This is a genomic window from Kitasatospora cathayae, assembly GCF_027627435.1.
Taxonomy (GTDB): Bacteria; Actinomycetota; Actinomycetes; order Streptomycetales; family Streptomycetaceae; genus Kitasatospora; species Kitasatospora cathayae.
Genome location: NZ_CP115450.1, coordinates 7984389 through 8006788, shown reverse-complemented (window position 1 = coordinate 8006788; position 22400 = coordinate 7984389). Strand labels below are relative to the sequence as shown.

The 22400-nt window shown below is 72.6% G+C and carries 23 protein-coding genes and 1 pseudogene; 16 read left to right on the top strand and 8 right to left on the bottom strand.

Annotation, left to right across the window (positions count from 1 at the left end; translation table 11 throughout):
- Nucleotides 1-9 precede the first annotated feature (9 nt).
- On the bottom strand, nt 10-1578 hold the full coding sequence (locus O1G21_RS35770; protein WP_270149649.1) for an MFS transporter: 1569 nt from the start codon (nt 1576-1578) through the stop codon (nt 10-12).
- Between the two features lie 255 nt (nt 1579-1833).
- Here O1G21_RS35770 and O1G21_RS35765 point away from each other — a divergent pair, with 255 nt between their 5' ends.
- The 5 genes from O1G21_RS35765 (at nt 1834) to O1G21_RS35745 (ending at nt 5938) form a co-directional block, all read left to right on the top strand.
- A complete protein-coding gene (locus tag O1G21_RS35765; protein ID WP_270149647.1) occupies nt 1834-2511 on the top strand; it encodes a TetR/AcrR family transcriptional regulator C-terminal domain-containing protein in 678 nt (225 codons plus the stop codon).
- A 282-nt stretch (nt 2512-2793) separates the two neighbouring features.
- Nucleotides 2794-3774: a prolyl aminopeptidase gene (gene pip, locus O1G21_RS35760; protein ID WP_405000759.1), complete on the top strand. Its 981-nt coding sequence runs from the start codon at nt 2794-2796 to the stop codon at nt 3772-3774.
- Between the two features lie 75 nt (nt 3775-3849).
- Entirely contained in the window at nt 3850-4005 is a 156-nt protein-coding gene (locus O1G21_RS35755; RefSeq protein WP_405000758.1) for a hypothetical protein, read from the top strand.
- 62 nt (nt 4006-4067) lie between these two features.
- The gene (locus tag O1G21_RS35750) at nt 4068-5054 is read left to right on the top strand and encodes an IS481 family transposase (protein ID WP_270149644.1); all 987 of its coding nucleotides are present in this window, start codon (nt 4068-4070) and stop codon (nt 5052-5054) included.
- A gap of 41 nt (nt 5055-5095) precedes the next feature.
- Nucleotides 5096-5938, top strand: coding sequence for a YdcF family protein (locus O1G21_RS35745; protein ID WP_270149643.1), 843 nt, complete (start codon nt 5096-5098; stop codon nt 5936-5938).
- 118 nt (nt 5939-6056) lie between these two features.
- On the opposite strand, the gene O1G21_RS35740 is transcribed toward O1G21_RS35745, so the two are convergent.
- The 3 genes from O1G21_RS35740 to O1G21_RS35730 form a co-directional block, all read right to left on the bottom strand.
- Complete coding sequence (locus tag O1G21_RS35740) at nt 6057-6605, bottom strand: PaaI family thioesterase (protein ID WP_270149641.1); 549 nt, start codon at nt 6603-6605, stop codon at nt 6057-6059.
- 43 nt (nt 6606-6648) lie between these two features.
- Nucleotides 6649-7515 (bottom strand): mycothiol conjugate amidase Mca, encoded by an 867-nt coding sequence (gene mca / locus O1G21_RS35735; protein WP_270151438.1) that lies wholly within the window; start codon nt 7513-7515, stop codon nt 6649-6651.
- A 104-nt stretch (nt 7516-7619) separates the two neighbouring features.
- Nucleotides 7620-9062, bottom strand: coding sequence for an MDR family MFS transporter (locus O1G21_RS35730; RefSeq protein ID WP_270149640.1), 1443 nt, complete (start codon nt 9060-9062; stop codon nt 7620-7622).
- A gap of 134 nt (nt 9063-9196) precedes the next feature.
- On the opposite strand from O1G21_RS35730, the gene O1G21_RS35725 reads away from it, so the two are divergent.
- The 9 genes and pseudogenes from O1G21_RS35725 (at nt 9197) to O1G21_RS35685 (ending at nt 16345) form a co-directional block, all read left to right on the top strand.
- Nucleotides 9197-9859, top strand: a complete 663-nt coding sequence (locus tag O1G21_RS35725; protein ID WP_270149638.1) for a TetR/AcrR family transcriptional regulator — start codon at nt 9197-9199, stop codon at nt 9857-9859.
- A gap of 186 nt (nt 9860-10045) precedes the next feature.
- A complete protein-coding gene (locus tag O1G21_RS35720; RefSeq protein WP_333493569.1) occupies nt 10046-10429 on the top strand; it encodes a DUF2079 domain-containing protein in 384 nt (127 codons plus the stop codon).
- 83 nt (nt 10430-10512) lie between these two features.
- Nucleotides 10513-10743, top strand: coding sequence for a hypothetical protein (locus O1G21_RS35715; RefSeq protein ID WP_270149636.1), 231 nt, complete (start codon nt 10513-10515; stop codon nt 10741-10743).
- A 177-nt stretch (nt 10744-10920) separates the two neighbouring features.
- Complete coding sequence (locus O1G21_RS35710) at nt 10921-11328, top strand: GntR family transcriptional regulator (RefSeq protein WP_270149634.1); 408 nt, start codon at nt 10921-10923, stop codon at nt 11326-11328.
- Between the two features lie 123 nt (nt 11329-11451).
- Entirely contained in the window at nt 11452-12435 is a 984-nt protein-coding gene (locus O1G21_RS35705; protein ID WP_270149632.1) for an ABC transporter ATP-binding protein, read from the top strand.
- Nucleotides 12432-13436: an ABC transporter permease gene (locus O1G21_RS35700; protein ID WP_270149630.1), complete on the top strand. Its 1005-nt coding sequence runs from the start codon at nt 12432-12434 to the stop codon at nt 13434-13436. The genes O1G21_RS35705 and O1G21_RS35700 overlap by 4 nt, the downstream gene beginning before the upstream one ends.
- Nucleotides 13437-13527: 91 nt before the next feature.
- Nucleotides 13528-14208 carry a DUF6445 family protein gene (locus tag O1G21_RS35695; RefSeq protein WP_270149629.1) on the top strand — a complete coding sequence of 227 codons (681 nt, stop codon included), beginning with the start codon at nt 13528-13530 and terminating at the stop codon, nt 14206-14208.
- Nucleotides 14209-14319: 111 nt separating this feature from the next.
- Entirely contained in the window at nt 14320-15225 is a 906-nt protein-coding gene (gene murQ / locus O1G21_RS35690) for an N-acetylmuramic acid 6-phosphate etherase (protein ID WP_270149628.1), read from the top strand.
- 132 nt (nt 15226-15357) lie between these two features.
- Nucleotides 15358-16345, top strand: a pseudogene (locus tag O1G21_RS35685) (IS481 family transposase).
- Here the strand turns inward: O1G21_RS35685 and O1G21_RS35680 are convergent.
- Complete coding sequence (locus tag O1G21_RS35680) at nt 16342-16854, bottom strand: isochorismatase family protein (protein WP_270149626.1); 513 nt, start codon at nt 16852-16854, stop codon at nt 16342-16344. The pseudogene O1G21_RS35685 and the gene O1G21_RS35680 overlap by 4 nt on opposite strands.
- 25 nt (nt 16855-16879) lie before the next feature.
- Nucleotides 16880-17533, bottom strand: a complete 654-nt coding sequence (locus O1G21_RS35675) for a TetR/AcrR family transcriptional regulator C-terminal domain-containing protein (RefSeq protein WP_270149624.1) — start codon at nt 17531-17533, stop codon at nt 16880-16882.
- Between the two features lie 102 nt (nt 17534-17635).
- Between O1G21_RS35675 and O1G21_RS35670 the strand changes: the two genes are divergently transcribed.
- A complete protein-coding gene (locus O1G21_RS35670) occupies nt 17636-18940 on the top strand; it encodes an MFS transporter (RefSeq protein WP_270149623.1) in 1305 nt (434 codons plus the stop codon).
- 18 nt (nt 18941-18958) lie between these two features.
- Here the strand turns inward: O1G21_RS35670 and O1G21_RS35665 are convergent, their stop codons facing one another.
- Nucleotides 18959-19462: a hypothetical protein gene (locus O1G21_RS35665; RefSeq protein ID WP_270149622.1), complete on the bottom strand. Its 504-nt coding sequence runs from the start codon at nt 19460-19462 to the stop codon at nt 18959-18961.
- A 677-nt stretch (nt 19463-20139) separates the two neighbouring features.
- Between O1G21_RS35665 and O1G21_RS35660 the strand changes: the two genes are divergently transcribed.
- A complete protein-coding gene (locus O1G21_RS35660; RefSeq protein WP_270149621.1) occupies nt 20140-20709 on the top strand; it encodes a hypothetical protein in 570 nt (189 codons plus the stop codon).
- Between the two features lie 124 nt (nt 20710-20833).
- On the opposite strand, the gene O1G21_RS35655 is transcribed toward O1G21_RS35660, so the two are convergent.
- Complete coding sequence (locus O1G21_RS35655) at nt 20834-22387, bottom strand: glutamate synthase subunit beta (protein ID WP_270149619.1); 1554 nt, start codon at nt 22385-22387, stop codon at nt 20834-20836.
- Nucleotides 22388-22400 lie beyond the last annotated feature (13 nt).

The window sequence follows — 22400 nt, the reverse complement described above, 5'->3', positions numbered from 1 at the left end:
CGGCACCGCTCAGGCGAAGCGGCCCCCGGCCAGTTCCTCCTGCTGCGGTTCGCCGGAAGCCGCCGGGGCGAGCGGGCGGGCCCGGCCGAGCAGCACGGCGACCAGCACGGCGGTGACGGCGAGCGCGACCGAGCCGCAGCGCAGCGCGAGGTGGATGCCGTCGACGAAGGCGCCGTCCACCGCCTGCTGGACCGGCGTGGGCATCGCTCCGGCCGCGGCGCCACCGCCGTGCGCCGCGCCGGTGGGCGCGTCCGCGATCGTCCCGACGGCCTCCGCCGGGACGCCGAGCCGGTGCAGGGCCGCGGTCAACTGCTCCGTCAACCGGTTGGTCAGGACGGCGCCGAGCACCGCGATCCCGAGCACGCCGCCGAGTTCGCGCAGGGTGTTGATGGTCGCCGAGGCCATCCCGGTCTGCGCGGGAGCGACCCGGTGGAGCACCGCGATCGAGATCGGGGTGAAGGTCAGGCCCATGCCGAAGCCCAGGGTGAACAGCGTCCAGAGGTACTCGAGGTAGCGGGCGTGCTCACCGTACAGCGACAGCCCGCCGAGGCCGGCCGCGCAGAGCGCGAGACCGAGCACCATCGGCAGCCGGGGCCCGTACCGGGCGGCGAGCCGACCGGACAGCGGGCCCGCGACCACCAGCATCGCGGTCATCGGCAGGCCGCCGTAGGCCGCACCGGACGGGGACCAGCCGAGCACGCCCTGCATCATCAGCGGCAGGAAGAACAGGGCCCCGAACATCCCGAAGCTGACCATGAACGCGCTGAACAGGGCGCCCCTCAACACGCCGTCCCGGAACAGCCGCAGCTCCAGCATCGGCTCGGCCAGGCGCAGTTCCAGCAGTAGGAAGACGACCAGCAGGACGACGGCGAGGGCGCCGCCGCCGATCACCCGGGGGTCGGTCCAGCCGCGCGAAGGGCCCTCGATCAGGGCGTAGACCAGCAGGCCGAGGCCGGCCGCCGAGAGCGCGAACCCGCCGAAGTCGATCCGCCGGGCGCGCGACGGGATCTGCGGCAGGACCTTGGCGGCGAGCAGCACCCCGGCCACCCCGATCGGCACGTTGATCCAGAACACGCTGGACCAGCCGAGGTGCTCGACCATCGGGCCGCCGATCACCGGGCCGATCGACAGGCCGAGCGCGGACACCCCGGACCAGATGCCGATCGCCCTGGCGCGCTCGCGCTCGTCGGTGAACACGTGCCCCAGCAGGGTCAGGCTGCCCGGGGTGAGCAGCGCGGCTCCCACTCCCTGGACCATCCGGCCGGTGACCAGCACCCCGATCGTCCCGGCGAGCGCGGCCACGGCGGAGCCGACCGTGAACAGGCCGAGGCCCAGCACGAACATCCGGGTGCGGCCGTGGCGGTCACCGAGCGCGCCGCCGGTCAGCACGAGTGCGGCGTAGACCAGGCTGTAGCCCTCGGCGACCCACTGGAGTCCGCTGATCCCGGAGTCCAGGTCCTGCCCGATCCGGGGCAGGGCCACATTGACGACGACGTTGTCCAGCATGGCCATGAACATGGCTACACAAAGCGTCAGCAGCGCCAGCTGTTTCCTGCGGCGCGTACTCGGCTCCTGCATGGAGATCCCTCCCGATTTCTCATCCCTAACGGTGTTAGGGCCCGATCCGGCACGCACAGACTGCCCCTAACGCTGTTAGTTCGCAAGTCATATTCCCGACCTGCGGATTCATCCGCCGGAAGCTCGTGGCACTGTTGACCCGCCACACCGTCAGTCCGCCACCCCCTTGACCCGCCACACCGAACCGGTCCGCCGAACCGAACCCGAACCGAACCCGAACAGAACCGCCCGACCGCTGGAGGCGTCCGCACAGCCATGCCGGAGAACGAAGACGCGACCCCCGCCCTCACCCGCGAGGCCCTCACCCAGGCCGCGCTGCGCGTGCTGGAGCGGGACGGCCTGGACGGACTGTCGATGCGCAAGGTCGCCGCCGAGGTCGGCGTCAAGGCCGCCTCGCTGTACTGGCACGTCCGCAACAAACAGGAACTGCTCGATCTGCTCAGCGACGCGATCCTCGCCTCGGCCGAACCCCCGCCGCGCCAGGACGACTGGCGGGCCGAGCTGTACGCGTACTCCGCCAGCTACCGCCGGCTGCTGCTCGACAACCGCGACGCCGCCAGGGTCGTGGCCGGCCGCCTCGCCCCGGGACCGTGCCTGCTCAACCTGATGGAGGACCAGCTCGACCGGCTCCGCACGGCCGGGTTCTCCGACGCCGACACGGCCATGGCCAGCTACCTGCTGGGCGCCTTCGTGCAGGGCTTCGTACTCCAGGAGCAGTCACCGATCTCGGCCGCCGAGGTGCTCGGCACCAGCCGCCGGGACGTCGCCGACGCCGCCGGGGACCTCTTCCGCGGCCTGCCCACGGACCAGTACCCCAACCTCTCCCAGCTCGCCGACCACCTCACCGGACCGGACATGGACGCCCGCTTCGACTTCTGCCTCAACCGCGTCCTCGACGGCCTGGCCGCCCTGCTGCCGCCGGAGCGGCGCTGACCTGCGGCATCACCGCGGCGGTCGGCTACGAACGACACAGGAGCCGGTCGGGCAGCAACCCGGGGTCCGACGCCCGTCCCCGGCGGCCAGGTCGGGCTGCTCGGCGGCGCCCGCCCGCACGTCGGCGGGCCGCCTCGGCGGACTGGTGCTCGAAGTCGTCGGCGGCTTCGGGCTCCTCGCCCTCACCACGGGTTCGCTGGCGGCCGCCTTCGTCCTGGCCCAGGTGCTCCACCCGCGGATCTGACGGCGGGTAAGCTCACCCGGCGCCCCGTCCGAACGTCCATGGAGGAGTTACCGGTGTCCAAGCAGCCCTACCACCACGACGAGCCGTACGCGCAGGGCCTGTTGGACGTCGGCGACGGGCAGCGGATCCACTGGAACACCTCCGGTGACCCGGCCGGAAAGCCCGCCGTGGTGGTTCACGGCGGGCCGGGCTCGGGCCACAACCCGGGCTCACGGCGGTACTTCGACCCGCAGCGCTACCGCGTCGTCCAGTACGACCAGCGCGGCTGCGGGCGCAGCCTGCCGCACGCCGCCGACCCGTCGACCGGGCTGGAACACAACACCACCGCACACCTGGTCGCCGACCTGGAGCGGCTGCGCGAGCACCTGGGCATCGACAAGTGGCTGCTGTACGGCGGCTCCTGGGGATCCACGCTGATCCTGGCCTACGCCCAGGCCCACCCCGAACGGGTCTCCGCGATCGTGATCTGCGGGGTGACCATGACCCGCCCGGAGGAGACCGAATGGCTCTACCAGGGCGTCGGTCGTTTCCTGCCGGGCCCGTGGGAGGAGTTCCGCGACTTCCTCCCCGCGGCCGACTGGGACGGCGACGTGTCCGGCCTGCTCGCCGCCTACAGCCGGCAGCTCAACAGCCCGGAGGAGAGCGTCCGTCGGGCTGCTGCCCGGGCCTGGGCCACCTGGGAGGACGCGGTCATCTCGCACGAGGTGCTGGGCAAGCCGAACGCCTACTCCGACCGCCCCGCCGACGCCCTGATGGCCTTCACCCGGATCACCGCGCACTACTTCTCGCACCAGGCCTTCCTCGAGGACGGCCAACTGCTGCGCGACGCCGGGCGACTGGCGGGGATCCCGGGCGAACTGATCCACGGTCGGCTCGACCTCGGCGGACCGCTCGACACCGCCTGGCAACTGGCCAAGGCCTGGCCGGACGCACGGCTGACGGTGATCGACGAAGCCGGGCACACCGGCAGTCCGAAGATGACGGAGGCCCTCCTCGCCGCCGTCGAACGCTTCGCCTGAGGAACCAATGCCCTTGGGGCGACCGGGCCGTTCGTACAGATGATCTTCAAGTCCGCTGCCCCTACGATACGACCCATGCTCGCTTATGCCCCGGCTGCCCTGTTCTTCCTGCTGTGTGGGATCGGGGTGCTGCGCGACCGCCGTCGGTTCAGCAACGCCGTCCTGCTCGGCATCGCCGTCTCGCTGCTAGCTGTATTGACCACGAGCGTTGTTGACAGTGGCAGGGCTTGATCAAAAGTGAAGACCTCCGGTGTGGTGGAGCTGTCTAGGACCGCACCGCACCGGAGGTCTTCGTGTCCCACCGTAACGCCCGCCTGACCGTGCACGGCAGGCGGCTCCTCGTCGAGCGCGTCCGAGCGGGACGGCCGGTCGCGCACGTGGCTGCCGAGATGGGAATCTCCCGCACCACCGCACACAAGTGGGTCCGACGGTGGCGCGCGGAGGGCGAGGCAGGCCTGCACGACCGCCCCAGCAGGCCGCACACCACCCCGCACCGCACCCCGGACGCGATCGAGGCCCGGATCTGCGACCTGCGACGGGAGCGCAAGCTAGGCCCCGCCCGGATCGGGCCGATCATCGGCCTGCCCGCCTCCACGGTTCACCGGATCCTCACCCGGCACGGCCTGAACCGGCTGCGGTGGATGGACCGGCCCACCGGACAGGTCATCCGCCGGTACGAACGCGAGCGCCCCGGCGAACTGGTCCACGTCGACATCAAGAAGCTCGGCAACATCCCCGACGGCGGCGGCCACCGCGTCATGGACCGCCAGGCCGGCGAGAGCAACCGCCACGCCACCACCGGCCTGCGGACCCCGAGCGGGACACCGAAGATCGGCTACAGCCACATCCACACCGCCGTCGACGACCACACCCGCCTGGCCTACAGCGAGATCCTTCCCGACGAACGCAAGGAGACCGCGGTCGGGTTCTGGCAGCGGGCCCAGGACTTCTTCGCCAGCCTGGGCATCACCGTCGAACGCGTCCTGACCGACAACGGTTCCTGCTACAAGTCGCACCTGTGGCGCGACACCCTGCGGGCATCGGGCATCGCCCACAAGCGCACCCGCCCCTACCGCCCGCAGACCAACGGCAAGGTCGAACGCTTCAACCGCACCCTGCTCGACGAGTGGGCCTACCAGCGCCCCTACACCAGCAACCAGGAACGAGCCGAAGCGCTGCCCGACTTCCTCCACCGCTACAACTACCATCGCTGCCACACCGCACTCGGAGGACAACCCCCGATCAGCCGCGTCAACAACCCTGCGGGTCAATACAGCTAGCCCTCGCCCTGCTCGCCGAACTCCGCAGGGCGCCCACGCTGGTGGCGGAGCTCGCGGCGGTGGCGATCGTCCTGCTGCCGACCGTCGGAACGGTGGCCCTGGTCTGGTTCCTGCTCGCCAACGGCGTGACCATGATCCGCAAGGAGGGCCGACGCCCGGCCAACCTGCTCTCCCTGCTCGCCGGGCTGGGCATCATCGCGGTCATCGCGCTGCTGTTCGCCGCCCTCGCCACCCGCTCACCGCGGCTCGCCATCCTGGCGGGCACCGCCGTCCTGGTGGTCGGCTACATCTCCTTCCTGTTCGTCTGCTTCGTCGGCTACGCCTTCCTGTACGGTCGCCACCGGCCGCGCCGGGACGTGGACTTCGTGGTCGTCCTCGGGTCCGGCCTGATCGGCGGCGAGCGTGTCCCGCCGCTGCTGGCCAGCCGGCTCAACCGGGGCCGCGAGGTGTACGAGCAGCAGGCCGCGCGCGGCAACCCACCGGTGCTGATCACCTCGGGCGGCCAGGGCCCGGACGAGAAGCTGCCGGAGTCCGACGCGATGGCCGATTACCTGATCGAACGCGGCTTCCCGGCCGAGCGCATCGAGCGGGAGGACCGCTCGCGCACCACCGAGGAGAACCTGCTCTTCAGCAGGGCCATCATGGAGCGGGCCAAGCCCGACTACCGCTGCGTCGTGGTGACCAACAACTTCCACGCCTTCCGGGCCGCGCTGATCGCCCGCAAGACGGGCGTCAACGGACACGTCTTCGGCTCGCCCACCGCCCGGTACTACTGGCCGAGCGCGACCATCCGCGAGTTCGCAGCGATCTTCCTCTCGCACAAGCTGGTCAACTTCGGGATCTGCGGCCTTCTTGCGCTCTGCGGGGTGCTGGCGGCGCTCTGAGCGTCCCGGCGCCCTGATCACGCGGGTCTTCGGGTCGGGCCCCGGCTGCCTCGGCAGCCGGGGCCCGCGCACTTGCCGAAGCAGCGGCAGCGGCTGTCCGAGCCTCAAAGCGGTACGGTCAGGCCGCCGGGCGGGGCCTCAGGATCGCGCAGGTGGTGGTGGCGTGCGCGTAGAGCTTGCCGCTCTCCGCGCCGACCACCCTGGCCTCCGCCGTCGCCATCGTCCGCCCCACGTGCAGCACCACGCCCTCACAGCGCAGCAGCTCCGAGTCGGCGAAGAGCGGGCGCAGCATGTGGACGTTCAGTTGGGTGGTGGTGTACCCGACCCCGGCCGGCAACCTGCTCAGCACGGCACAGCCGAGCGCCGAGTCGAGCAGGGTGGCCAGGTACCCGCCGTGCACGGTGTTCATCGGGTTGAAGAGGTGGTCCCCCACCTCCCCCTCGAACACCGCCGTTCCGGCCTTCACCTCGGTGAGGTGGAAGCCCATGGTGCTGCAGATCGAGGGCTCGGGGATCCGCCCGGCGATCCATTCCAGCAGGATCTCCTCTCCGGTGAGGTGCGGGAACTCGGAGATCGGCGGACCTGACGTCCAGCCGTGGGTACGGAGGCGCGGCTCCTGACCGGTCGGGGGCTTCTGCTCGTCGGGGGCAGTCTGCGGGTTCGTCATGAGATCAACCTGCCCGGTTCGAACGCCCGGCTCAAGTCCCTTCCTACACCCACACCCCCGTGAACAGGTCGTTCTCGACCACACCGGCCGGGCTGCCGGGACCGGGGCCGGGCACGAAGCTCTGCGCCAGGTGGTACTCCTCCGTCGGCCAGACCTCGCGCTCGATGTCCCGTGGGTGGGCCATGAACGCGACGCCGGGCTGGACCTGAGTGGCGTGGGCCAGCATCGCCGCGTCCCGTACGGCGAACTGCTCGGCGCAGGCGATCCGGGTGGTGGTCGCGAGAGCGGGCGGGGTGTCGGGCCAGTCGGCGAGCAGGTCCCCCATCGCCGAGGGGACTCCGCGCTCCGTCATGGCGTCGTGCAGCGTCTGGAACCAGGCCCGGGAGAGCGCCAGGTGGTAGTAGAGCTTCGCCGCCTGCCAGGGCTCGCCCGCCTCGGGATGACGCTTCGGGTCGGCGGCGGCCTCGAAGGCCTCGACGGCGACCTTGTGGGTCATCACGTGGTCCGGGTGCGGATACCCGCCCGTCTCGTCGTAGGTGATCACGACGTGCGGACGGAACTCCCGGATCAGCGCGACCAGCGGTGCCGCCGCGACCTCCACCGGCTGGGCGGCGAAGCAGCCCTCCGGCAGCGGTTCGTCCGGGCCCGGCATCCCGGAGTCGACGAAGCCGAGGAACTGCTGCCGCACACCGAGGATTTCACGCGCGGCGGCCATCTCCTCCCGCCGGATCCGGGCGAGGCCGGCGCGGACCTCGGGCCGGTCCAGCGCCGGGTTGAGCACCGAACCGCGTTCGCCACCGGTACAGGTCGCGACCAGGACGTCCACTCCCTCGGCCGCGTACCGGGCGAGGGTGGCCGCGCCCTTGCTGGATTCGTCGTCGGGGTGGGCGTGGACGGTGAGCAGCCGCAGGCCGCCGGAGTGCTTGGTGAACACGGGTACCTCCAGGTCGAAACGGATCAGGGCGGGGGGCGGCCGGGCGGAGAGCTGATGGATGATCACGGACCGGCGGCCGGTCAGTCCGCGGTACGGGCGGAGCCCGGGTAGAGCAGGGCCGGTGCGATCGAGAGCGCCGACAGGGCCAGCACCCACCAGAAGGTCGCGCCGAAGGCCGCGCCGGGATGGCCCGGGTGCCCCGCCTGGGCCTGCCGGAGGATCAGCGTCAACACCGCCGTACCGAGCGCACCGCCCAGCCGATTGAGGACGTTGACCGCACCGGCGGCCGCCGGCACCTGGCCCTTCTCGACGCTCCCGTACACCGCCGCCATCCCGGGGATCACGATGATCCCCATGCCCGCCCCGCGCAGCACCAGCGAGCCGACGACCAGCCAGTCGGCCGGGCCGGAACCGCGACCCAGCTGGGTGAAGGCGAAGGTGCCGAGCAGCGAGCAGCCGATGCCGACCAGGATCAGCGGGCGCGGCGCGAAGCGGTCGGCTATTCGGCTGGACAGCAGCGAGGTGACCGCCGTGCCGAGCGCCTGGGGCGCGAGCAGCAGCCCGGCCGCCACCGCTCCGGTGCGCTCCACCTGCTGGTAGTAGAGCGGCACCAGGAACATCGAGCTGTACAGCACGGCTCCCTGCAGGAAGCTGTTCGCCGTCGCCACCGCGAAGCCCCGCCGGGCGAACAGCCGCAGGTCGATCAGCGGAACCCGGCCCCCGCGGCGCCCCACCCGCAGCGCGTGCCACCCATAGGCCGCCAGCAGCACTGCCCCCGCCCCGACCGCCACCGGGCCGGCCGCACCGCCCTCACCGACCGTGGAGAGCCCGTAGACCAGTGCGGTCAGGCCGGGCGACAGCAGCACCAGGCCGGTCACGTCCAGCCGGGGCCTCGGGAGTTCGGACCGGGCCTCGGCCGGGAGCCAGCGGGCCGCCAACAGCACCGTCAGGAGCCCCACCGGCACGTTCAGCAGGAACATCCAGCGCCAGTTCAGGTGCTCCAGCACCAGCCCGCCGAGGATCGGCCCCAGGACCGGGGCCAGGCTGATCGGGAGCAGCAGGGTGCCCATCACCCGGCCGATCCGGGACGGCCCGGCCGCCTGCACCATGATCGTCTGCCCGAGCGGCTGGATCAGGCCGCCGCCGATGCCCTGCAGCACCCGGAAGACGATCAGACTGCCCGTCGACCAGGCCAGTCCGCACAGTGCGGATCCGAGCACGAACAGCACGACCGAGCCGAGCCACGCCCGCCGGGCCCCGAACCGGCCGGCGGCCCAGCCCGAGAGCGGCATGGTCAGCGAAATCGCCAGCAGGTACCCCGTGGCCACCCACTGCACCGCCGCCATCGAGCTGTGCAGATCGCGGGCGACGGAGTCGATGCCGACGTTGACGATCGTGGTGTCCAGCAGGGCCAGGATCGGGCCCAGCGCGAGCACCACGCCCATCTTCAGCAGGCCCGGTGGCAAGGGCTCCGGCCGCGCCGCTCGCGCCGCTCCCGACCTGCTCTTCGTGGTGACCGACATGGTCGTGCGCCCTCCCCTGAGTCGTCCCTCACGGCGGCCGTTCCGACCACCCGGAAAGAACTTAGGACCGACCCAGTGATTAGGTCAAGCATAATTTCTGTGCTCGACCCAGCGAACTGCGCTAGGCTCGCACCATGACCGACACCGGCACCACTCCGAACCTGCGCGAGCTCAACAAGCGCCGCACCCGCGAGGCGATCTCGCACGCCGCGACCAGGCTCTTCATCGAGCGCGGCTTCGACCGGACGACGATCGCCGAGGTGGCGGCCGCCGCCGGGGTCGCCAAGATGACCGTCACCAACCACTTCCCACGCAAGGAGGACCTCTTCTTCGACCTGCACGAGGAGCTCGTCGCCCGACTCCCGCGCGCCGTCGCCGAGCGCGCCCCCGGCGAGTCCGCCCTCGCCGCGCTGCGCCGCGACTGCCTGACCGGACTGGACCGGCACGATCCGCGACTCGGCTTCTCCGGCCCGGACTTCGCCCGCACCGTCGCCGAGAGCCCCGCCCTCGGCGCCCGGCTGCGCGAGCTGCACGAGCAGAGCGAGACCGCACTCGCCGAAGCGCTGTCCGAGGCCGTGCGCGCCGCTCCGGACGATTCCCAGGACGTCGACTTCGAGAGCCGGGTCGCCGCCGCCCTGCTCGCCGCCGTCGACCGGGCGGTGTTCGCCGAAGTCTTCCGCCGCACCCTGGCCGGCGAGGAGCAGGCCGCCATCGCCGCCGCGGTACGCCCCTCCGCCGCCCAGGCCTTCGACCGATTGGAGGGTGCCCTCGGCTCCTACGCCGTCCGCGAGAGCTAAGCCACCGCCCGAGCCGGCGGGTGCCCCACAAGCCGCGAACGGGCACCACACCCCGCCCCCGCCCCATACCCCCGAAACCGCCCGCCCCACGGCCCGAAACGAGCACGCCAAAGGCCCGGTCGGCACCGCCGGACCGGCTTTGACGCCCGCTCGAACGTCGGCTGCGCCACCGAGGCCTCCTGGGGGATCGTCCGGGCCGCGGCCGACGACTTCCACGAGATCGCGTTCGCCGTACCACTGCTCGCCTTCGCCGCCACCGTGCTCGGCCGCCGCCGACCACTCGCCGCCGCACTCTGGTCCCTGCCCCTGCTCCTGGTCAAGGAGTACCTGGGGCTGACGGTGGCCGCCGTCGGACTGCTGATCGCCTGGCAGGCCCGGCAGGACCAGCGCACTCCCCTGCCCGGACTCGCCCTCGCCGCCGTCGGCGTGGCCGCGACCACGCTCACCCTGCTCGTCGTGCTGCCGGGTTCAACCCCAGCGGCGGATTCGACTACTGGCAGCAGCTCGACGGCGGCAGCGGGCACTCCCCGCTCTGGGCCCTACCCCTGCGGCTCGGCTGGCCGCCGCTGAAGTGGCTGCTGCTGCCCCTACTCGCCACCACCACCGGCTTCCTCGGCCTGCGCTCACCACTCATCCTGCTCTGCGCGCCCACCATGACCTGGCGACTGCTCTCGACCAACCTGCAGCACTGGGGCGCCAGTTACGACTACAGCGCGGTGCTGATGCCGATCGTCTTCGCCACCCTGGTCGATGCCGTGCGCCGCGCCGCCCCCGCAGGTGGCCTTGCCACCACCGCCACCGCCCGCATGCTGGCGGCCTACCAGAACCACGGCTACCAGCGGCTGGTCGACCACGACGGACTGCTCCTGCTCAAACGTCCCTGACCATGCGCCCTGACCATGCGCCCTGACCAAGCGCTCCGACCAAAGCACTCTCACCAAAGCTCCGACCAGGCGCCCTGGCCAGGAAACCCACCGCCCCTCCAGCCCCCGTCCGGCTTGACCCGCGCGTCGCAGTGGGTCACCATTCCACTATTGAACTAGTGAAAGGCCGCAACGGGTGTGATCGAGTACCGCATCGATCGGCGCAGCGGCGTCTCCACGTACCAGCAGATCGTGCAGCAGACCAAGCAGGCGCTGCGGCTCGGGATGCTGCAGCCCGGGGACAAGCTGCCGACCGCCCGTGAGGTGGTCGAGCTGACCGCGATCAACCCCAACACCGTGCTGAAGGCGTACCGCGAACTGGAACGCGAGGGACTGGTCGAGCCCCGCCCGGGGCTGGGCACCTTCGTCCGGCGCTCGCTCGCCCGGCCGGAGGCGGCGGCCGACGGGCCGCTGCGTGCGGACCTGGTCGGCTGGGTGGACCGGGCCCGGGAGGCCGGGCTGGAACGCGAAGACATCGCCGCGCTGATGACCTCCGTATTGGAGCAGCGCTTCGACACCGGAGTCCCCCCGGCAGCACCGAACTGACGGGCGCCGGGGGTCTCCCCGGCGGCACCGAACCGACGGACAGCGGGGGCGTCCTCCGGTCAACACCGACGACACCGACGACACCGACGACGACACCGAACCGAGAACAGTGGGGGGAACCGGGTGAACGACGACCCGACGAGCATGGCTCCGGCGCTGGAGGCCGCCGGGCTCGGCAGGCAGTACCGGGGCGGCTGGGCGCTGCGCGGCTGCGACTTCACCGTCCCGGCGGGACGGATCTGCGGCGTGGTGGGTCCCAACGGCGCGGGCAAGAGCACCCTACTCTCCCTCGCCGCCCGCCAACTCGATGCCACCGAGGGAGAGTTGCGGGTGTTCGGCGAACCGGCGGCCACACCGGACCAGCGCGCCCGGGTTGCCTACGTGGCACAGGACAAGCCGCTCTACCCGGGCCTCACCGTCGCCGAGACGCTGCGGATGGGCCGCGAGCTCAATCCGACCTGGGACCAGGAGATGGCCCAACAGATCGTCGACCAGGGCGAGTTGCGACCCAAGTCTCGGATCGGCTCGCTCTCCGGCGGCCAGCGCACCCGGGTCTCCCTGGCACTCGCCCTGGGCAAGCTCCCCGACCTGCTGCTGCTCGACGAGCCGATGGCCGACCTCGACCCGCTCGCCCGGCACCAGCTCATGGGCACCCTGATGTCGGCCGCCGCCGAGCGGGGCACGTCCATCGTGGTGTCCTCGCACATCCTGCCCGAACTGGACGGCGTCATCGACCACCTGCTGCTCGTCCAGGGCGGACGGATCCGGCTGGCCGGCGGCCTGGACGACATCCTGGACGGACACCAGCTGCTCACCGGACCCGCCGAGGGCGCCCCGCTCCCGGCCGACCTGGTGGTCGAACAGCGGATCGGCGGGCGCCGGGCGACCACCCTGGTCCGCACCGGGGATCCGCTGGACGGCCCCTGGGAGAGCGAACGGCCCAGCCTGGACGAACTGTTGCTCTGCTACCTCCGCACACCAGACGATCCCCGACCGAACGCCACCCGACCGACCGATCCCCAACCGGACGACACCCAGCAGGACACCACCCGAGCGAGCAGCACCCGCCCGAGCACCACCCCGGCCAACGACGAGAAGGCGGCATGAGCACCAACGTCCTGACCGACCAGGCGAAGCCCGCCCCCAGGCCGATGAGCCCGGAACGCTCCGCCACCCCCCGGCTGCGCGGGCTGCTCTGGCTGTCGCTCCGCCAGAACCGGGCGCTGCTCCGAACGCTGGCCGCGCTGCTGATCCTGGTGGCGGCCGACCTGATCTGGATCCACGCCGTCTGCCACCACACCGTGGGCGTGCTGCGCCGGACGGGCTGCTACAGCCCCGCGAGCTGGGACAGCCCCCAGTGCTGGACGCTCCTCGCCCCGATCAACCGGCCCAACTTCTGGTACGTCTCCGTACTCCAACCCGCGGTCACCGCGGTCCCGCTGCTGATCGGCGTGTTCATCGGCGCGCCGCTGCTGGCCCAGGAGCACGAGCGCGGCACGATCCGCCTGATCCGCGCGCAGTCCGTCAGCCCCGTGCGCTGGCTGGCCGCCCGCCTCGCCGTGCCCGGGCTCGCCGTTCTGGCCGCCACCGGGGTGCTCGCCGCGCTGATGAGCTGGGTGTGGTGGACGGACATCGTGCACGGGCCGGTCGCCTTCGATCCGCCGTTCCAGTCCTTCACCTACCCGGCCCTCGGGGTGGCGCCGGTCGCCTGGTCCCTGTTCGCGCTGGCCCTGGGCGTCCTCGTCGGCCAGTTGACCCGCCGGACCCTGCCGGCGATGTTCCTCACCGGCGCACTGGTCGCGATCACCCACGGGCTGATCCGCTGGGCCCGCCCGTCCTTCTACCCCACTGTCGACGAGGCGGCCCCGTCGGACGCCGCGCAACCCACCAACGCCTGGTTGACCAACCGCGAAGCCATCATGCCCGACGGCAGCCACATCAGTTCCTACGCCTGCATCGGCACGCACCGGTGCGACGCGGCCACCGGAAGCTGGCTCCAGTACCACCCCTCCGCCCACCTCGTGCCGATCCAACTCGTCGAGGCCGGGATCCTGTTGGCGCTCACCGTCCTCATCCTCACGACCGTCTTCCGCCGCATCCGCCGATAGCGCCCGGAGCTGCCCCCGCTACGCGGCACTTGACGAAAGGTTGACCTGTTCACGGCAGATCGTTGACGCGGGACGCCCCTATGGTCGGCCCATGCCCTCACAGCCCATCAGGCCCACCGCCCTGCCGGTCCTGCCCTACCGCAAGCCCACCCGCGGCCGGGACTACTGGGTCCTCGACAACGTCCTGCCCGACCCGGACGCGGTCCGCGAACGCGTCCTGGCCCGCGGCGACTGGACCGAGGGCTACCCGTACCGCCCCGAGACCTGGCCCGGTCTTCGCACCATGCCCGGCCTGGAACCGGACGAGCTGGCGCGGGTCGAGGCCCAGGTCCGCAAGGCCACCGGCGCCTCCCGGCTCTGGGTGCAGAGCACCCCGGGCGGCGGCACGCTCAACCACAACTGCGTCCAGGTCGTCGGCGCCGGGGAGTCGGAGTCCCGCCCCCACACCGACTCCCGCGCGCTCTGCCGCTACGCCGCCGTGCTCTACCTCAGCCCGGGCGCCCCCAAGGACGCCGGCACCAGCTTCTACCGCCAGCAGTTCCCCGGCGGCCGCCTCGGCGGCAACCTGGTCAACGCCCCGCACAACAACCTGGTCGAGGCGCTCGGCACCCGCCACGTCCCCGCCGACCACTTCACCGAGGACGTCCGCGTCCCGAACCGCTACAACCAGCTGCTCCTCTACCACGCCAACCTGATCCACAGCGCCACGAACTACTACGGCACCGACCTGGCGGAGCGCCGGATGACGGCCGTCTTCTTCTGGATGGCCTGACGATGGCCTGACGGATCGTCTCAAAGACGACGGGCAGCGCCCGTAGGATGGGGACCAGCCCTAGGATCACGGGGACCAGCCGTTGGCACCCCCGGACCACCCGAGGCCGAGATGACCCAGGACGCCGTACCCCCCACCGAGACGGTCCGCGCCGACTGGGCCGGGATCGACCGGCTGCCCACCGTCGACCTGCTTCGCCTGATGAACGCCGAGGACCGCACCGTCCCCGCTGCCGTCGCCGGCGAGTTGGCGCGGATCGCCGCCGTGGTCGACGCCGTGGCCGCCCGGATGGCGCGCGGCGGGCGGCTGGTCTACGCCGGAGCGGGCACGGCCGGACGGCTCGGGGTGCTGGACGCCGCCGAGTGCCCGCCGACCTTCGGCACCGATCCAGCCCTGGTGGTCGGCTTGGTCGCGGGCGGCCGGACGGCCGTGACGGAGGCCGTCGAGGGCGCCGAGGACCGCACCGACCTCGCCGAGGCGGATGTCGCCGCGCTCGGCCTCACCCCGGCCGACACCCTGGTGGGCGTCTCCGCCTCCGGCCGCACCCCGTACCCGCTGGCCGCCGTCCGCGCCGCGCGGGCGGCCGGGGCGCTGACGGTCGGGCTGGCGTGCAACCGGGGTTCGGCCCTGGTGGCGGCGGCCGAACTGGGGATCGAGGTGGAGGTCGGCCCGGAGGTGCTGGCCGGCTCCACCCGGCTGAAGGCGGGCACCGCGCAGAAGCTGGTGCTCAACCTGCTGTCCACGGCCGTGATGGTCCGTCTCGGCCGGACGTACGGAAATCTGATGGTCGATCTGCGAGCCACCAACACCAAGCTCCGCGACCGCGCCCGCCGGATCGTCGCCGAGGCCACCGGCGCCGACGAGGACGCGGTCCGCCGCGCCCTCACCGCCACCGACGGCCGGACGAAGGACGCCATCCTGGTCCTGCTCGCGGACGTGGACGCGCCCACCGCCGCCCGACTCCTCAGCGCCTCGGCCGGACGGCTGCGCGACGCCCTGGAACTGCCGAGGAACTGAACCGGGAGGCGGACGGGCCGAGCCGCTAGCTGTATTGACCACGAGCGTTGTTGACAGTGGCAGGGCTTGATCAAAAGTGAAGACCTCCGGTGTGGTGGAGCTGTCTAGGACTGCACCGCACCGGAGGTCTTCGTGTCCCACCGTAACGCCCGCCTGACCGTGCACGGCAGGCGGCTCCTCGTCGAGCGCGTCCGAGCGGGACGGCCGGTCGCGCACGTGGCTGCCGAGATGGGAATCTCCCGCACCACCGCACACAAGTGGGTCCGACGGTGGCGCGCGGAGGGCGAGGCAGGCCTGCACGACCGCCCCAGCAGGCCGCACACCACCCCGCACCGCACCCCGGACGCGATCGAGGCCCGGATCTGCGACCTGCGACGGGAGCGCAAGCTAGGCCCCGCCCGGATCGGGCCGATCATCGGCCTGCCCGCCTCCACGGTTCACCGGATCCTCACCCGGCACGGCCTGAACCGGCTGCGGTGGATGGACCGGCCCACCGGACAGGTCATCCGCCGGTACGAACGCGAGCGCCCCGGCGAACTGGTCCACGTCGACATCAAGAAGCTCGGCAACATCCCCGACGGCGGCGGCCACCGCGTCATGGACCGCCAGGCCGGCGAGAGCAACCGCCACGCCACCACCGGCCTGCGGACCCCGAGCGGGACACCGAAGATCGGCTACAGCCACATCCACACCGCCGTCGACGACCACACCCGCCTGGCCTACAGCGAGATCCTTCCCGACGAACGCAAGGAGACCGCGGTCGGGTTCTGGCAGCGGGCCCAGGACTTCTTCGCCAGCCTGGGCATCACCGTCGAACGCGTCCTGACCGACAACGGTTCCTGCTACAAGTCGCACCTGTGGCGCGACACCCTGCGGGCATCGGGCATCGCCCACAAGCGCACCCGCCCCTACCGCCCGCAGACCAACGGCAAGGTCGAACGCTTCAACCGCACCCTGCTCGACGAGTGGGCCTACCAGCGCCCCTACACCAGCAACCAGGAACGAGCCGAAGCGCTGCCCGACTTCCTCCACCGCTACAACTACCATCGCTGCCACACCGCACTCGGAGGACAACCCCCGAATCAGCCGCGTCAACAACCCTGCGGGTCAATACAGCTAGCCCAACCGCAGCTGCGCCGCCGCCGCGACGTCCCCCAGCCGCGGGAAGTCCAGTTCCACCGACGCCCGGTGCTCCGCCTCGGTCAGCCCGGTCATCGCGTCCTCGACGAACACCAGCTGGTAGCCGCGATCGGCGGCCGCACGGGCGCTCGACTCCACGCCCAGGTTGGTGGCGATCCCGGTGAACACCAGCGTCTCCACGCCCCGGCCTTGGAGCAGTTCGTGCAGACCGGTGCCCTGGAAGGCGCCGATGGTGCGCTTCACCACGACCTCGTCGGCCACCGCCTCGACCTCCGCCACCAGCTCGCTGCCGGGCGGCTGCTCGGCGACGCCCGGCCGCTCGACCCGCACCGCGATGACGGGGGCGCCGGCGGCGCGGAAGGCCTCGGCGAGCTTCAGCGAGGCCGTCACGACCTCCGGACCGGTGTGCGGCGCGAGCTGGTTGGCGACGATCCGGTCCATCAGGTCGATCAGGACCAGGGCCGTGCTGCGGGGATCAAGGGTGACCATGGCGCTCACGCTAGCCCATCCCCGTTCAAACCGAGCTTCGGGCCGGGCGCTCGCCCGCCTCCCGCGCGATCTCCGCCCGGAAGCCCTCGATCAGCACCCGCAGCCCGTAGTCGAAGTCGGCGTCGTGGTCGGTCATCCGCAGCACGTCGGCCGCCTCGCTCAGCAGCGGCAGGTCGCGCAGGGCCTCGTCCGGGAACGGTGGACGGGTGCGCTCCGCGGCGTCCTGTCGCCAGGCCTGCTCCTCGGTGACCCAGCCCATGATGTACCGGTCGACGGTCAGCAGCAGCCGCAGCGCGGTGCGCGGACGCAGTCCGGCCCGGCACAGTGCGCTCAACTGGGCTTCGACGGCCGGGAGTTCGTCTTCGGTGGGCAGGGTGCCGGCGTGCACCCGGGCACCGTCGCGGTAGGCGAGCAGGGCGTTGCGCTTGGCGCGGGCGTCGGCGGCGATCCACTCGGGCCAGTGCGCCGGGTCGGGCTCGCGGTCGGACGGGAGGGCGTCGGCGAGCATCGCCTCGGCCATCAGGTCGAGCAGTTCCCGCTTGTTCTTGAAGTGCCAGTAGAGCGCCGGTGACTGCACGCCGAGCTCCCGGGCGAGCCGCCGGGTGCTGAGCCCGTCGATGCCCTCCTCGTTGAGCACGCGCAGCGCGGTGCGCACCACCTCGTCGCGTTGCAGCGCCATCCGATCGGCCTCCCGATAATCCGCTTGCGGGGCCCACCTTATCGCCGCTAAGTTCCGACCCGTACTTTATCAGTGATAAGGAACCGTCGATCAAGGACCCTCATGACCTCTGGCACGGACCGCCCCCGCTCCCGCTCCCGCCTGCTGCCCGACACCGCGCCCTGGCGCTCCTCCCGGGACTTCCGGCTCACCTGGGCCTCCGGCACGGTCACCCTGCTCGGCTCGATCTTCACCATGACGGCGATCCCGCTGCAGATCGCCGACCTCACCGGCTCGCCGCTCGCCGTGGGCGCCGTCGGCGCGGTCGAACTCGTGCCCACCGTCCTGTTCGGCCTCTACGGCGGCGTGCTCGCCGACCGCGCCGACCGCCGTGCCGTCGCCCTGGCCACCGAGCTGGCGCTCACCGTGCTCAGCGCCCTGCTGCTGGCCAACGCCCTGCTCGGCACCCCCGCCGTCTGGCCGCTCTACCTCGCCGCCGGCCTGGCCGCGGCGGTCCAGGGCCTCCAGCAGCCCTCGCTCGAGGCGATGGTCCCGCGCCTGGTGCCGCCGGATCAGCTGGTCGCGGCCGGAGCGCTGCTCTCCCTGCGCTGGAGCATCGGCGGCGTCGCCGCGCCCGCCGCCGCCGGACTGCTGATCGCGACCGCCGGCGTCCCGGCCGCGTACCTGGTCGACCTCGGCACCTTCCTGCTGTCGATCGCCCTGCTCGCCCGGGTCCGGCCCGTCCCCTCGGAGCGGGACGCCGAAGCACCGCCGCTGCGCGAGTTCGCCGAGGGCGCCCGGTACGCGGCGCGGCGGCCCGACCTACTGGGCACCTACCTGGCCGACCTCGCCGCCACCGCCTTCGCCCTGCCCACCGCGCTGTTCCCGTTCCTGGCCGAGGAGTTGGCGGCGCCCTGGGCCCTCGGCCTGCTCTACTCGGCGTCCGCCGCCGGCAGCCTGATCGCGGCCGCCACCGGCGGCTGGACGGAGCGGGTGCACCGGCACGGGCGGCTGGTGCTGCTCTCCGCCGCCCTGGTCGGCGCGGCCACCACCGCGGCCGCCTTCGCCCCGGGCCTGTGGGCGGTGCTGCTCTGCCTGGGCATCGCCGGCGGCGCCCACTGGATCGGCGACACCTTCCGCAGCGCCATCTGGAACCAGTCCATTCCGGACGAACTCCGCGGCCGCGCCGCCGGCCTGGAGCTGCTGATCGGCTCCGCCGGACCGGCCCTCGGCGACCTGCGGGCCGGCGGCCTCGCCGCCCGCCAGGGCATCCGGGCCGCGCTGCGCACCGGCGGTCTGCTCTGCCTGGGCGGCAGCGCCGTCCTGGCCGCCGCCCTCCCAGCGCTCTGGCGCTACGACCAGCGCGCGCACCAGCCGGGAACGGCCGCGGAGGCGGCCCCGGAGGCGACCCCGGAACCCACCCCGTGACCGCCCGGTGACCGCCGCTCAGCCCTGCGGAAGCGCCGAGGAGCGCCAGGCGATCAGCTCACCGAGCCGACCCGGCTCGTCCGTGCCGCGCTTGGGCAGCACGGTCAACGTGTGCGTCTGCTCGTTCCCGCCGAGCAGCACGAACTGCTCGGGCGTCTCCAGGTAGTACGGCAGCTCCCGCCAGTCGAGCACGGTACTGGACACCGCATTGGTGACGGTCACCCCCGCCTCGTCCACCAGGACCCGGAACTCACCCTTGTCCGCCGCGAGCCGCCGCGCCTGCCACGCCCGTAGCCAGGGCCGCGCCAGCACCAGCAGCGCGAAGAAGAACATCAGCACGGCCGGCGGCCGGGCCACGCCGTTGGCCGCCGCGGTCAGCGCCCCACCTGCCCCGGTGAACGTGGCACACCCGGCGAGCAGATTCGTCCACCTCCGGGCACCGCGCCCCGCCACCGTCCCCCGGGCACGGGCCGCGAAGGCCGCCCGGAAGTCGCCGGCCGTGGGTGTGAAGCGGAGCTCCAACGGCTCCGTCCGCCCGCCCGAATCCATCCCGCACGACCTCTCATCAGGCATGTTGTCGCGGGATGCTAGCAAGGTTCCGCTCCGGCCGATCCGACGGGACACCCGCCCGCACGTCCGCCCCGTGACGTGGATCCACCGTTCTACACGAACCACCGTTGACCACCCGCCCCACCCGACGATCGGCTCACCCACGAGCCGGCGCCTGGCAGTTCGACGTCACCAGCCCGCGACGCCACCAGGCGCCACCGTCGACGCGGCCCGGCGGTGTGGACCGGCCGCACCGAGCGGGTCAGCGTGGCCGCCGACGGCTCGCAGACCGCCGGCGCCTCGTACGACCCGCACCCCGACGCCCGCGGCACCACCGTGGTGTTCACCTCCGAGGACGGCACCCTCGTCCCGGGCGACACCGACAAGGCCGCCGACGTCCTCGCCCGACGACTCCCTCGCCGACCTCAACGCCCTGACGCCCGGCCCGCCGGGTCGGCCGGGTCCGCCGGGTCCGCCGGGTCCGCCGGGTCCGCCGGGTCCGCGTCAAGCGAAATCTTGCCGCGGCCACGTTGACTGACGTTTTGTCAAATATTCACCATTCCCGGTCTACCCGCATAGACACGCCGGTGATGGCATGGACACACACCGCCCGGCGTCCCGTGCCGGGCCCGTGACAGGGAGCTCCCCACATGCTTCGTGCCCACCGCATCGCCCCCGCCGTCGCCACCGTGGTGCTCGCCGCGGCCGCCCTCGCGACCGCCGGCACCGCGCACGCCGCCCCCACCACCGCCGCGCACACCCGCACCGCCCTCGACGCGACCTGCTCGCAGGCCTACCTGCCGCTGCCCGACCCGGCCTGCACCCCCGGCGCCACCAACCCGGACGTCACCCAGGACACCATCGACTCCACCATCTGCGTCTCGGGCTACAGCACCTCGATCCGCCCGTCCAGCACCTACACCAACCGCCTGAAGGTCCAGCAGATCGCCCAGTACGGCTACGACGACACCAGCACGGCGGACTACGAGGAGGACCACTTCATCCCGCTGTCGCTCGGCGGCAACCCCACCGACCCGAACAACCTCTGGCCCCAGCCGCGTTACGCCACCGGCGCGAGCGGCCTGTCCTCCACCGACAAGGACACCGTGGAGTACAAGCTCTACCGCGCCGTCTGCAACCACCAGGTCGGCCTGGTGCCCGCCCAGCAGGCCATCGTCAACGACTGGACCACCGCGCTCTCGGTCCTCGGCCTCGGCTGATCACCAACCTCGGCTGATCGCGAGCCCCCACCGATCACCGACCTCGACCGATCGCGAGCCCAAGCCGATCACCAACCCCGGCTGATCGCGAGCCCCGGACCGTCCGGCGCGGACGCCCACGCCTTCACAGCGTGAGCGCCCGCGCCGACGCCCGTACCGGCGCCGGGAGTTCGGTCCGTCCGCGAAGGTAGGCGTCCACCGCCGCGGCCACCGCCCGGCCCTCGGCGATCGCCCAGACGATCAGCGACTGGCCCCGCCCGGCGTCCCCGGCGACGAACACCCCGTCGACGGCGGTGCCGAAGCCGTCGTCCCGCTCCAGCGTGCCCTCCGGCCCGAGGCCCAGGCCGAGTTGGGCGAACAGCGGCTGGTCCGGCTCCGGCCCGGTGAAGCCCAGCGCGAGCAGCGCCAGCTGCGCCGGGAGCACCCGCTCGGTGCCCGCCCGGGCGCTACGGTCGCCGGGCGCGGCCTCGGCGAAGCGGACGGCCGCCAGCCGCCCGTCCGGCCCCGGCTCGAACCCGACCGTCACCGCCTCGAACACCCGGCCACCACCCGCCACCGCGGAGCCCGGTCCGGCCACCGACGACCCCAGCCCGGCCTCCGACCGATCCGCCCCGCCCGCCACCGCCCCGTCCGCCACCGCCCCCGACTCCTCGTGCGAGGTGGTCTCCCGGTACACCTTGGGGTGGACCGGCCAGGGCTGCCCCGGCGCCCGGCGCTGCGGCGGGCAGGGGTTGATGTCCAGCTGGGTGACCGAGGCCGCGCCCTGGCGCAGCGCCGTACCCAGGCAGTCGGCCGCGGTGTCCCCGCCGCCGACGATCACCACCCGTCGCCCCTCGGCGGACAGCGGCGAGGTCGCGCGGTCCCCCTCGTCCACCCGGTTCGCCCAGGTCAGGTACTCCATCGCCGGATGCACCCCGGCCAGTCCGCCCCCGGGTACGGCCGGTTCCCGGTGGGCGGTGGCCCCCACCGCGACCACCACCGCGTCGTAGTCGGTCCGCAACCGCTCGCCCGTGACGTCCCGCCCCGCCCACACCCCGGTACGGAACTCCGTTCCCTCGGCCCGCAGTTGGTCGAGCCGCCGGTCCAGCCGGTGCTTCTCCAGCCGGAACGGCGGGATCCCGTAGCGCAGCAGCCCGCCCGCCCGGTCGGCCCGCTCGTAGACCGTGGTCGCGTGCCCGGCCCGGGTCAGCTGCTGGGCGGCGGCCAGCCCGGCGGGGCCCGAGCCGATCACCGCCACCCGCCTTCCCCCGCCCAGCGGGGAGGGTGGCAGCGGCGCGTCCCAGCCCTCCTCCCAGGCCCGGTCGGCGATCGCCAGCTCCACGTTCTTGATCGTCACCGCCGCGCCGTCGATCGCCAGCACACAGGCGCTCTCGCAGGGCGCCGGGCAGAGCCGCCCGGTGAACTCCGGGAAGTTGTTGGTCGCCAGCAGCCTGGCGGCCGCGGCCCGCCAGTCCCCGTCCGCCGCCAGCCGGTTCCACTCCGGCACCAGGTTCCCCAGCGGGCAGGCCGCGTGGCAGAACGGCAGTCCGCAGTCCATGCACCGCGCCGCCTGCCCGCCCACCACCGGCAGCAGTTCCCCGGGCCGGTACACCTCCCGCCAGTCCCCCAGCCGCTCCCGCGCGTCCCGCCGCGCCCGCTCCGCGCGCGGGGTGGTGAGGAAGGCCATCCGCTCTGCCATCTCGGCCTCCGGC